General features: G+C 67.6%; 6 protein-coding genes and 1 riboswitch. Of the genes, 2 read left to right on the top strand and 4 right to left on the bottom strand.

All coding sequences use genetic code 11. The features are described from left to right. Positions 1–104: 104 nt before the first annotated feature. From otsA to otsB, 3 genes are read right to left on the bottom strand one after another with little or no spacing between them, the layout of a single operon-like run. Positions 105–1,487 carry an alpha,alpha-trehalose-phosphate synthase (UDP-forming) gene (otsA, locus tag KK141_RS07465; protein ID WP_214569136.1) on the bottom strand — a complete coding sequence of 461 codons (1,383 nt, stop codon included), beginning with the start codon at positions 1,485–1,487 and terminating at the stop codon, positions 105–107. Further along, positions 1,484–3,325: a glycoside hydrolase family 15 protein gene (locus KK141_RS07460; RefSeq protein ID WP_214569135.1), complete on the bottom strand. Its 1,842-nt coding sequence runs from the start codon at positions 3,323–3,325 to the stop codon at positions 1,484–1,486. Before KK141_RS07460 ends, otsA begins: the two co-directional genes overlap by 4 nt. Further along, positions 3,318–4,148 carry a trehalose-phosphatase gene (gene otsB, locus KK141_RS07455; protein WP_250901611.1) on the bottom strand — a complete coding sequence of 277 codons (831 nt, stop codon included), beginning with the start codon at positions 4,146–4,148 and terminating at the stop codon, positions 3,318–3,320. Before otsB ends, KK141_RS07460 begins: the two co-directional genes overlap by 8 nt. Positions 4,149–4,368: 220 nt before the next feature. On the opposite strand from otsB, the gene clpB reads away from it, so the two are divergent. Then, the gene (gene clpB, locus KK141_RS07450) at positions 4,369–6,951 is read left to right on the top strand and encodes an ATP-dependent chaperone ClpB (RefSeq protein WP_214569134.1); all 2,583 of its coding nucleotides are present in this window, start codon (positions 4,369–4,371) and stop codon (positions 6,949–6,951) included. A gap of 152 nt (positions 6,952–7,103) precedes the next feature. Here clpB and KK141_RS07445 read toward each other — a convergent pair whose 3' ends face one another. Further along, positions 7,104–9,116, bottom strand: a complete 2,013-nt coding sequence (locus KK141_RS07445) for a phospholipase C, phosphocholine-specific (RefSeq protein WP_214569133.1) — start codon at positions 9,114–9,116, stop codon at positions 7,104–7,106. Positions 9,117–9,751: 635 nt separating this feature from the next. Further along, a riboswitch (cobalamin riboswitch) is annotated at positions 9,752–9,969 on the top strand. Positions 9,970–10,084: 115 nt separating this feature from the next. Here KK141_RS07445 and btuB point away from each other — a divergent pair. Continuing rightward, positions 10,085–11,941, top strand: coding sequence for a TonB-dependent vitamin B12 receptor (btuB, locus tag KK141_RS07440; protein ID WP_345777534.1), 1,857 nt, complete (start codon positions 10,085–10,087; stop codon positions 11,939–11,941). Positions 11,942–11,946: the final 5 nt, after the last annotated feature.

The following is an 11,946-nucleotide window of genomic DNA, read 5'->3' as shown; positions in this document are numbered from 1 at the left end:
CGGGGGTTGGGGGGGGGTCGCCGCCGGCGACCCCCAACGCCGGTACCTCCAAACACGCCGCAACGTTGGGGTTCGCCTGCGGCTCACCCCAACCTACACCTGGGTCATTCGCGCAGCGCTGCGAGAAAACTGCGCCGCCACGCCGTGATGTCCTGCCTCTCCAGCACATCCATCATCGCCCGCCAGCGCATCCGCCTTTCCTCCACCGGCATCGCCAGCGCCATCTCCAGTGCATCGGCCACCTCTTCGGTATCGGCGGGATTCACCAGCAAAGCCTCGGTCAACTCCTGCGCCGCACCCGCAAACCGCGACAACACCAGCACCCCCGGATCCTCCGGGTTCTGGCTCGCCACATACTCCTTCGCCACCAGGTTCATGCCATCGCGCATCGGCGTCACCAGCCCGACCTTGGCATTGCGGTAATACCCGCTCAGCACGCTGTGCGGAAACGACTTGTTGACGTAGCGGATCGGCACCCAGTCCGGCGCCGCGTACATGCCGTTGATATGCCCGGCCTTGCGTTCGAGATCGCGGCGGATCTGCCGGTATTCCGGCACGGTGCTGCGCGACGGCGGGGCGATCTGCAGGAAGCTCACGCGGCGGTGCCAGGCCGGCACGCGTTCGAGCAGGCGCGCATAGGCGTCGAAGCGCTGCGGCAGGCCCTTGGAATAGTCCAGCCGGTCCACGCCGATGATCAGCGCGCGGCCTTCCAGGCTGCTGCGCAGGTCTTCGATCGGGTCCAGCGCGCCGGCTTTCGCCGCCGCCTCGGCCACGTGCCGCGTATCGATGCCGATCGGGAACACGCCCGCGTGGAAGCGCCGGTTGCCCAGCCGCAGGCGGTGGCCGCCGCGCAGGCGGGCGCCGGTTTCGTGCACGAAGTATTCCTCCAGCGCGCGCAGGTCGCGCGCCGTGTGCACGCCTATCAGGTCGTAGGCGGCCAGCGTTTCCAGCAGCTCGCGATGGCGCGGCAGGGCGATGAGCAGGCCCGCCGCCGGCAGCGGCGTATGCAGGAAGAAGCCGATGCGGTTGCGCACGCCGCGCTCGCGCAGCATCGAGGCCAGCGGGATCAGGTGATAGTCGTTGATCCAGATCACGTCGTCCTGCTCGACCAGCGCGGCCAGGCGCTCGGCGAACACGCGGTTGACGCGCAGATAGCCGTCCAGATGGCCGCGGTTGTAGTCGACCAGGTCCGGCCGGTAATGCAGCAGCGGCCATAAGGTGCGGTTGGCGAAGCCGTCGTAGAAATGGTCGTGGTCGTCGCGCGACAGATCGATGGTGGCGTAGTGCACGGGGCCGTCGTACAGGTGATGCACGGTGGCCGCCGTCTCGCCGGCGATCTTGCCGCTCCAGCCGAACCACAGGCCGCCGGCTTCCTGCAGCGCCGCGCGCATGGCCGAGGCGAGGCCGCCGGTGGCAGTCTGCTTGGGCAACGCGACGCGGTTGGAGACGACGATCAGGCGGCCGGTGCGTAACGGCACCACGCTCATAGCTCGTCCTCCCAGCGGCGCGACAAGCGCATCGCGGTCTGCACCAGGCCCACCAGCGAATAGGTCTGCGGAAAATTGCCCCAGTGCTCGCCGGTGCCCGGCGCCAGATCCTCCGACAGCAGGCCCAGCGGATTGAGCTGCGACAGCATGTGCTCGAACATCTGCCGCGCGCGCCGCTTGCGGCCGGTGGCCGCGAGCGCCTCGATATACCAGAAGGTGCAGATATTGAAGCTGGTTTCCGGCGTGCCGAAGTCGTCCGGCGCGATATAGCGGAACAGATAATCGCCGCGGCCGAGTGCCTTGCCGATCGCATCGACGGTGGCGATGAAGCGCGGATCGCGCCCGCGCACGAAGCCGATATCGGCCAGCAACAGCAGGCTGGCGTCCAGGTGTTCGCCGTCGTAGGCGTCGACGAAATGCCCCAGCCGTTCGTTCCAGACGCGCGCGGAAATACGCTCGTGCAGCGCCACCGCCTCGTCGTGCCAGTAGCGCGCGCGATCGGTCAGGCCCAACTCGGTGGCGATATGCGCCAGGCGGTCGCAGGCAGCCCAGCACATCGCCGCCGAATAGGTGTGCACGGCAGCGCGGCCGCGGAATTCCCACAGCCCCGCGTCAGGCTCCTCCGCCATGCGCAGTGCCATGCGACCCATGCTTTCCAGGCGCTCGAAAGTGCGCGCGTCGCCGCGGTTCTCCAGGCGCTGGTCGAAGAACAGCTGCGCCGAAGCCAGCACCACCGAGCCGTACACGTCGTTCTGGCGCTGGCGCCAGGCGTCGTTGCCGATGCGCACCGGCCCCATGCCGCGGTAGCCGGCCAGGCCTTCGGCCTCGCGCTCGGGCAGTTCGCGCTCGAAGGTGATGCCGAACACCGGGCCGACTTCGTGGTCGCCCTCGGCGGAGACGATGTTGAACACGTAGCGGATGTATTCCTCCATGCTGCGCGTGGCGCCCAGCCGGTTGAGCGCGCGCACCACGAAGGCGGCGTCGCGCAGCCAGCAGTAGCGATAGTCCCAATTGCGGCTGGTGCCTGGCGCTTCGGGAATCGAGGTGGTCAGCGCGGCGATGATGGCGCCGGTGGCCTCGTACTGGCACAGCTTCAAGGTGATCGCGGCGCGGATCACCGGCTCCTGCCATTCGTAGGGAATGGACAGATAGCGCACCCAGTCGCGCCAGTAGGCGATGGTGTATTCCAGCGTGCCGTGGATGAAATCCGCGGGGCTGGTGGCGAGCGTTTCGTCGGGGCCGAACACCAGGTTGGCGGGGCGGTCCAGGTGGAAGAACAGGCCGCGCTCGATCAGCGGCACCGCCACGTCGGTGGTCAGGCGCTGCACCACGTCGCTCAGCAGAAACCGCAGGTGATTGCTGCCGGAGGTGGTATCGGGCTGACGCGCGCCGTAGTCGCACAGCGGCCGCAGCAGGATGCGGATGCGCGGATTGCCCTGGATCGGCCGGATGCGCCGGGCCAGCATCACCGGATGGTAGAAGCGTCCGCGGGTGCGGTGGCGCGGCGCGAAATCGGTGATCTCGATGGCATTGCCGTGGCGGTCGTACAGCCGAGTGACCAATACCGCGGTGTTCGGCAGATAGGCCTGCTCGGCCCGCTCCACGTGTTCCAGCTCGACGCTCCAGTCGCCGCCCTCGCAGGTGGGCGAGAGCAGGGCGCAGAAGCTGGCGTCGCTGTCGAAGCGCGGCAGGCAGCACCACACGATGCGGGCCATGCCGTCGATCAGCGCGGCCACGCTGCCGTTGCCGATCACGCCCAGAGCCAGGGTCTGCGGATTGGCTCGGGTGTCGCTGCCGCCAGGTCCGGTGTCGTCGGACCTGGTGCGGGGTTCAGGCATTCCCTCCAAGGGCATGGGCATGGGGTTGGACTCCTTGCTTGAGCACGTTCAAGACACGTTGCAGCCAGGCCTGTGCCGACGACGGGCCTGGCAGGGTGTATTGGGCGAGCGTGGGTTCGCGTTCGCCGACGCGGACGCTGATCCCGTTCTCCAGATTGGTGGCGGCGAAGCCGTGTTCGTCGGTGAGGTCGTCGCCGAGATACACCGGCAGGCGGCCGGCGAACGGCGGGCGTTCCAGCAGTTCGGTCACGGCCTTGCCCTTGTCCATGCCGGCGGGCTTGAGTTCCAGCACCAGATTGCCGGCCTGTAGCTCGTAGCCGGGCAGGCCCGGCAGCAGCGCCTGCACGGCTTCGCGCAGCGCTTCGTACGCGGCCGGCGCGGCGCGGCAATGCAGGGCCACGGCCAGGTTCTTGTTCTCCACCAGCACGCCGGGATGCTCGCGCGCGATCGATTCGGCCGCATGCAGCACCAGGGTGCGCCGGCTGGCGCTGACGCGCGTCTCGCGCCGCTCGCCGTCGGCATGGCGCAGCTGCAGGCCGTGCAGGCCGGCCATCGCCCACGGCGGCGAACCGAACAGCGCATCGAGGCTGACCAGGCTGCGCCCGCTCACCAGCGCGAGCGCGCCTTCGAGATGGGCGTAGAGTTCGGCCAATAGCGCGTACAGCTCGGGCTCGAGGCGCACGTCGTCGGGGCGTTCGGCAAACTCGAGCAGGGTGCCGTCGACGTCGAGGAACAGGGCCCAGCGGTCGTCGGTGCCGGGCAAGGGCGGTGCCGGAAGCGGCGTCGCCGCGGGCATGCGGGGGAAGGCGGGGGAAAAAGACATCAGGACGAGCCTAGCAGGGCGAATGTGAAGATCAGCTTTGGATGTGTCTGCGTGAACCAACGTAGGTTGGGGGGAGCGCAGCGAACCCCAACGGTGCCGCCGCGTTGGGGTTCGCTGCGCTCCCCCCAACCTACTTGAATCGTTGAGGTCGGACCGCATCTCATCCGGCAGTGAGCGGCCTCGGGGGCTGCCGAATCTTTCTCTTTGCGGGGTTCTATCTATGCGGATGGACAAACTGACATCGCGCTTCCAACAAGCGCTGGCCGACGCGCAATCCATGGCGGTGGGCCGCGACAACAACATGCTCGAACCGGTGCACGTGATGGCCGCGCTGCTCGACCAGCAGGGCGGCACCACCGCGCCGCTGCTGACCCAGGCCCAGGTCAACGTGCCCACCTTGCGCCAGCGCGTGGCCGAGGCGGTGGACCGCCTGCCGCGCGTCAAAGGCGACGAAGGCAATGTGCATATCGGCAACGACCTCACGCGCCTGCTCAACCTCACCGACAAGCTCGCGCAGCAGCGCGGCGACCAGTTCATCGCCAGCGAGTTGTTCGTGCTCGCGGCGCTGGAAGACAAAGGCGATCTCGGCGCGGCATTGAAGGCCGCGGGCGCCCACAAAGCCAACCTGGAACAGGCGATCGACAAGATTCGCGGAGGCGAAAAGGTGCAGAGCGAGAATGCCGAGGACCAGCGCCAGGCGCTGGAGAAATACTGCGTCGACCTGACCGCGCGCGCCGAGAGCGGCAAGCTCGATCCGGTGATCGGCCGCGACGAGGAAATCCGCCGCACCATCCAGGTGCTGCAGCGGCGCACCAAGAACAACCCCGTGCTGATCGGCGAACCCGGCGTGGGCAAGACCGCCATCGTCGAAGGCCTGGCCCAGCGCATCGTCAACGGCGAAGTGCCCGAAGGCCTGCGCGACCGCCGCGTGCTGGCGCTGGACATGGGCGCGCTGATCGCCGGCGCCAAGTTCCGCGGCGAGTTCGAGGAGCGCCTGAAGGGCGTGCTCAACGACCTGTCCAAGCAGGAAGGCCGGGTGATCCTGTTCATCGACGAGCTGCACACCATGGTCGGCGCCGGCAAGGCCGACGGCGCCATGGACGCCGGCAACATGCTCAAGCCCGCGCTGGCGCGCGGCGAGCTGCACTGCATCGGCGCCACCACCTTGGACGAGTACCGCAAGTACATCGAGAAGGACGCCGCGCTGGAGCGCCGCTTCCAGAAGGTGTTCGTGGGCGAGCCCAGCGTGGAAGACACCATCGCGATTTTGCGCGGCTTGAAGGAGCGTTATTCGGTGCACCACGGCGTGGAGATCACCGACCCGGCCATCGTCGCCGCGGCCACGCTGTCCAACCGCTACATCACCGACCGCCAGCTGCCGGACAAGGCGATCGACCTGATGGACGAGGCGGCCAGCCGCATCCGCATGGAGATCGATTCCAAGCCGGAGGAACTGGACCGCCTGGAACGCCGCCTGATCCAGCTGAAGATCCAGCGCGAAATGCTGCGCAAGGAAACCGACGAGGCGTCCAAGAAGCGCCTGGCCGACCTGGAAAGCGATATCGAAAAACTCGAGCGCGAGTTCTCCGACCTCGACGAAGTGTGGAAGTCGGAGAAGGCGCTGCTGCAGGGCGCGACCAAGATCAAGGAACAGATCGAGCAGGCCCGCGTGCAGCTGGAAGCCGCGCAGCGCCGGCAGGACTACGCCAAGATGAGCGAGCTGCAGTACGGCCGCCTGCCGGAACTGGAAAAGCAGCTCGCCGCCGCGCAGGCCGCCGAGAAGCACGAGTTCAAGCTGGTGCAGGACCGCGTCACCGACGAGGAGATCGCCGAGGTGGTGTCGCGCTGGACCGGCATCCCGGTCAGCAAGATGCTGGAAGGCGAGCGCGAGAAACTGCTGCATATGGAAGAAGCGCTGCACAAGCGCGTGGTCGGCCAGGACGAAGCGGTGCGCGCGGTGTCCGACGCGATCCGCCGCGCCCGCGCCGGCCTGTCTGATCCGAACCGCCCGTATGGCTCCTTCCTGTTCCTGGGCCCCACCGGCGTGGGCAAGACCGAGCTGTGCAAGGCGCTGGCCGAGTTCCTGTTCGACACGCAGGACGCGATGGTGCGCATCGATATGAGCGAATTCATGGAGAAGCACTCGGTAAGCCGCCTGATCGGCGCGCCCCCCGGCTATATCGGCTACGAGGAAGGCGGCTATCTCACCGAGGCGGTGCGCCGCCGTCCGTACAGCGTGATCCTGCTGGACGAGGTGGAGAAGGCGCATCCGGATGTGTTCAACATCCTGCTGCAGGTGCTGGACGATGGCCGCCTCACCGACGGCCAGGGCCGCACGGTGGATTTCCGCAATACCGTGATCGTGATGACCTCCAACCTGGGCTCGCAGCTGATCCAGGAGCAGGCCGGCGATTCCGAAGCCGACTACCTGCAGATGAAGGCTTCGGTGCTCGGCGTGGTGCAGGCGCACTTCCGTCCGGAGTTCATCAACCGCCTGGACGAGCTGGTGGTGTTCCGCCCGCTGGAGAAGAAGCAGATCCGCAAGATCGCCCTGATCCAGCTGATCCACCTGGAGAAGCGCCTGGCCGAACGCCAGCTGCGCCTGGAGATCGGCGAGAAGGCGCTGGACCTGCTGGGCAATGTGGGCTTCGATCCGGTGTACGGCGCGCGGCCGCTGAAGCGCGCGATCCAGCAGCAGCTGGAGAATCCGCTGGCGCGGGAGATCCTGGAGGGAAGGTTTGCTTCGGGGGATACGATTGCGGTGGATGCGGAAGGCGGGCAGTTGGTGTTTCGGAAGCAGTAAAAGAAAGGCGCCGAAGAGGCGCCTTTCTTTGTCCGGTCCGCATGGCGTAGGTGGGGGTGAGCCGCAGGCGAACCCCAACGTTCACCAGCTTGATGCGCATCGCACCGTTGGGGTTCGCCTGCGGCTCACCCCAACCTACGCCGTCTTGTTTGTCAGCGCGGCTCGCTCTGGCTTGGCAAGCCATTCTCCATATGCCCCGCCAACCGCCGCCAATAACCCGCCAGCTCAGCAACCGTCACACTCAAGTCGTACCAGTTGGCATAGCCACCCAGTGCCCAACTGTCATTCACCGTGGCCCCGGCGGCGACCGAATAAATCCGCACATCGCCCTCCACATAAGCATTGCTGACCGTCACGGTGCATGCCGCGCCGCCGTTATTGGTCACGGCCAGCCGCAGGCGATTGCCTGCAGTGTCGTAGCTCGCTGCCACTTCCGGCGCCGCACCCATCCCGGTGGCCACGCTGCCGCGATACTGCCGCAGAAAACCATTCGGCCCATGCGCCTCCAGGTCGTACACGCCCTGGGTGTAACGCGCCGCGCTCCAGTAATCCGACAGCTGCTTGCCCGCTTCCACCGTGTAGCGCCACGGCCCATCGCTGCGGTTGGCCGCATACAACTGGAACACCGCGCCGGCTGCACCGTCGTTATGGAAGTCGATCCAGTAGCGCCCCGCCGCGGCATCCACTCGGCCATCCGCGCGCAAGGTGTAAGGGAGTGCGCGTGCCGGACGCGTGCCGGCTTCCTGTGCGGGCATCGCCTGCGTGGAAGGAATGCCCGGCGCCGGCAGGTTCTTGCACTGTTGGTCCGCGGCGGCGGTATAGCCGGTAGTGGAGGGCAGGCTGGGCCAGCCGTTGTTGCTGCCGCTGAAATCGAAGGCGCTGAGCAGGTCGCCGCACACGGCGCGGCGCCAGGCACTGATATTCGGTTCCATCACGCCGAAGCGCTGCTCCAGGAAACGCAGCACCGAGGTGTGGTCGAACACCTGCGAACACACCCAGCCGCCGCGCGTCCACGGCGACACCACGATCAGCGGCACGCGGAAGCCCAGGCCGATCGGCTGGCCGTTGCTGATCTCGCCCGTCACGCTCACCGTCGACAAGCCGTCGTTGGACGAAGCCGGAGGCGTCGGCGGCGGCACGTGGTCGAAGAAGCCGCCGTTCTCGTCGTAGTTGAGGATGAAGGCGGTCTTGGTCCACACCGCCGGATTGGCGGCGAGCGCGGCGAGCAGGCGCGCGCTCAGGTCCTCGCCGTAGGCCGGCTTGAAGCTCGCGTGTTCGGACAGGTAATCGGCGGCCACGATCCACGACACCTGCGGCAGCGTGTCGTTGGCGACGTCCTGCGCGAATGCGGCGACCATGTCCGCCTGCGTGGCCATGCCCTTGTCGTGCAGCGGCGTGCCGGCCTTGGCCTGCTTGAAGTTCTTGAACCAGGCCAGCGCGTTGTCGTCGAAGTTGTTGCTCTCCTGGTAGACCTTCCAGCTCACGCCGGCCTTTTCCAGGCGCTCGGCATAGGTGGTCCAGGTAAAGCCCGCGCTCGGCTCGGTGTTGTCCAGCACCGCCGCCTGGCCGATGGACAGGCCGTTGCTGCCGGTCATCGCATGCAGGCGGTTGGGGTTGGTCTGGGTGAGGGTGGCGGCGAAGTAGTGGTCGCAGATGGTGAAGGCGTCGGCCAGCGCGTAATAGAACGGCAGGTCGGCGCGCTCGAAATGGCCCATGCCCAGGCCGGCCGCGCGCGCGGTGTTCCACGCGTCGAACTTGCCCTTGTTGAAGATCGCCGTGTCCACGGGGTAGTTCATCGCCGGCGCATTGGCGCAGATCGCGCTGGTGGTCGCGGTGTTCATGCGGAACGGCAGCAGATAGCCGTCCGTATGGCCGGTGTAGGGCTGCTGCCACACGTTGCGCGCACCGCCGGGCAGCGGCGCCGGCACGCGGTCGCCGAAGCCGCGCACGCCGCGCAGGCCGCCGTAGTAATGATCGAAGGAGCGGTTCTCCTGCATGAAGATCACCACGTGCTTAACGTCGGTGAGGTCGCCGGTGCCGGTCATGGCGGGGGCGGCCAGGGCCTGGCGCAGGGTCTCGGGGAGCAGGGAGGCCGCGGCCAGGCCGCCGGCGGAGGCGGCGGTCATCTGCAGGAAGCGGCGTCGCTTGGTGTCGATCTGGCTCATGGGGGGCTCGGTCGGCGCCTGTTTGCAGGCGCTGCATAGGTAATCGCAGTGGTGTTGCAGTGGCTTGCCAGGTGTGCGTCAGTGGGGAGACACGGGGTGGACTGGGGGGAAGGGGGTCTAGCGCCTCCCCTTGCTCGTCATCCCGGCGTAGGCCGGGATCCAGTGGCGATATCGCTCGGTCATTGCGTTGACGCTGGGGTGTCTCGCCGTTGGCGAGTGTTTCGTGCCGCTGCCGCGGCCCGAGTTACTTTTTCTCTGCGTGCCCAGAGAAAAAGTAACCAAAAAGAGAGGGCACCCTGCTTGGCGCCCTCAGCAGCGCAGCTGCTGAGGGTCCGTGAGGGCTGGCCGGGCTTTTTGACAGGGCATCCTTGCCCTGATCAAAAAGGCGAGGACTCCTGTCCTCGCCCCCTTCGGGGCCTGATCGTCCAGCCCTCACCGCCGGCGCCAAGGGGACCCGGTGGATCAAAAGCAACGGCGCACAAGCGGAACGCCGCGGCTGCGCCGCGAGCTCTTCGCTGGGTTTTCGCCTCGCCCTGCATCCCCCTCTCCCCTCCGGGGAGAGGGTTGGGGTGAGGGGTCGGGGCTCGCCGCGACGCCTCCTGCTCGACATGACGAGCGCCCGCTTGTCGTGCTGCTAAGATGCCCGGGCCTGAGGTGACCGCTGGCTTGGCTGGTGGTTGAAACGGGAATCCGGTGCGCCGTATTGACGGCTATTCCGGAGCTGCCCCCGCAACGGTAGGCGAGACACGATCGGCAAGAGCCACTGTGCTGCGAAGCATGGGAAGGCGCCGGTCGGGGAGGCACCAGCCTTCGCTCGCGAGCCCGGAGACCGGCCTCGAGGTGAACCGGACATGCGGTGGGCGTGCTCCTGGCGAGCGCGCCCTCGTCGTGCGTCCGTCCGGAGCTCCTTCCGCCTGTCCTGCAACCGAAGCGATTCCGCGCGGGCAGGCGCGGTCCAGGAGCCACCAGTGTCATTGCATGTTCCGTCCTTGCGCCGGTCCGCGTTTGCGGCCGCGTTTTCCCTTGTCTGTTGTTCCACCGCCGCGCTGGCCGACGAGCCCTCGCAGGACCTCAAGGGCGTGGTGGTCACCGCCACCCGCACCGAGCAGAGCGAATCGGCCACGCTGGCCGCCGTCACCGTGATCGACCGTGCCGAGATCGAGCGCCTGCAGCCGCAGTCCGTGGCGGACCTGCTGCAGGGCACGCCGGGCCTGTCGATGGCCAATAACGGCGGCCCGGGCAAATCCACGTCGCTGTTCCTGCGCGGCACCGAGGCCGACCACGTGCTGGTGCTGGTGGATGGGGTGAAGATCGGCTCGGCCACGCTGGGCCAGCCGTCGATCCAGAACATCCCGGTGGAGCAGATCGAGCGCATCGAAATCGTGCGCGGTCCGTTCTCCAGCCTCTATGGTTCCGAAGCACTGGGCGGTGTGATCCAGATCTTTACCCGCCGCCCCAGCGGCGCCTTCGAGCCGAACCTGGAGCTGGGCTACGGCAGCAACGACAGCTTCCGCGGCGCGGCCGGCCTGGCCGGCAAGGTGGGCGAGGGCTGGTATGCGGTGCAGGCCACGCACGAGGACACCGACGGCATCAACGCCTGCCGCGGCAAGCCGTCGCCGCGCGGCGCGGGCTGCTTCGTCAATGAGCCTGACCGCGATGGCTTCCGCGACAGCTCCGTCTCGCTCAAGGGCGGCTACCGCTTCAACCAAGCCTGGGATGCCGACGCGCAGTGGCTGCGCAGCTGGGGCTACAACGCCTACGACGGCTCCACCAGCAACCAGTCCGACGTGGTGCAGCAGGACTACGGCGCACGCGCGCACTGGCGGCCGAGCCGCGATTTCACGCTCATCGCGAGCGCGGGACAGAGCGCGGACCTGAGCGACAACTACCTCAACGGCCGCTACACCAGCACCTTCAATACGCACCGCGATCTCGGCTCGCTGCAGGGCGATCTGAATCTCGGCGGCGGCCTGTGGAGCCTGGGCTACGACTGGCAGCGCGACCGCGTCGACAGCAACACCAGCTATGCGCGCGACCAGCGCCTCAACCGCGGCCTGTTCGCGCAGTGGCAGCAGACGTTCGGTACGCAGTCGCTGCAGGCCAGCTTGCGCCACGACGACAACCAGCAGTTCGGCGGCAAGACCACCGGCAGCCTGCTGTGGGGCTGGGACTTCACGCCGGGCATGCGCCTCACCGCCAGCGCCGGTTCCGCCTACAAGGCGCCGACCTTCAACGAGCTGTACTACCCCGGCTACGGCAACACCGCGTTGCGGCCGGAAAGCTCGCGCAGCTACGAGCTGGGCCTGCGCGGCACGCCGCGCTGGGGCCTGTGGTCGCTCAATGCCTTCGAAACCCGTATCCGCGACCTGATCGCCTACGACGCCTCGCGCGGTGTGCCGGGCAATGTCGATCGCGCGCGCATCCGCGGCGCCGAGGCGGTGGCTTCCACCACGCTGGCCGGCTGGACCTTGCGCGGCACCGCCACCTGGCTGGATCCGCGCAACCGCAGCGACACTTATCGCGACAAGCTGCTGCCGCGGCGTGCCCCGCGCAGCGCGCGCGTGGATGCGGACCGCAGCTTCGGCGACTTCAGCATCGGCGCCAGCGTGTACGCGGCAGGCAAGCGCTACGACGACCTGGCGAACGGCTACCGCCTGGGCGGCTATGCGCTCACCGACCTGCGCCTGGCCTATGCGCTGGACCGCGACTGGAAAGTGCAGCTGAGTGTGCGCAACGCCTTCGACAAGCACTACGAGACCGCGGCCTATTACAACCAACCCGGCCGCACCGCGATGCTGAGCGTGAGCTACCGGCCCGCACAGTGAATCCC

Source organism: Dyella sp. LX-66, assembly GCF_018599165.1.
Classification (GTDB): domain Bacteria; phylum Pseudomonadota; class Gammaproteobacteria; order Xanthomonadales; family Rhodanobacteraceae; genus Dyella_D; species Dyella_D marensis.
Note: the sequence above shows the minus strand (reverse complement) of the source record. Positions and strands in the feature narration are given on the sequence as shown.

Coding starts and splice junctions, on each gene's coding strand:
- otsA (WP_214569136.1), bottom strand. CDS start 1,487: ATGAGCGTGGTGCCGTTACGCACCGGCCGCCTGATCGTCGTCTCCAAC.
- KK141_RS07460 (WP_214569135.1), bottom strand. CDS start 3,325: ATGCCTGAACCCCGCACCAGGTCCGACGACACCGGACCTGGCGGCAGC.
- otsB (WP_250901611.1), bottom strand. CDS start 4,148: ATGTCTTTTTCCCCCGCCTTCCCCCGCATGCCCGCGGCGACGCCGCTT.
- clpB (WP_214569134.1), top strand. CDS start 4,369: ATGCGGATGGACAAACTGACATCGCGCTTCCAACAAGCGCTGGCCGAC.
- KK141_RS07445 (WP_214569133.1), bottom strand. CDS start 9,116: ATGAGCCAGATCGACACCAAGCGACGCCGCTTCCTGCAGATGACCGCC.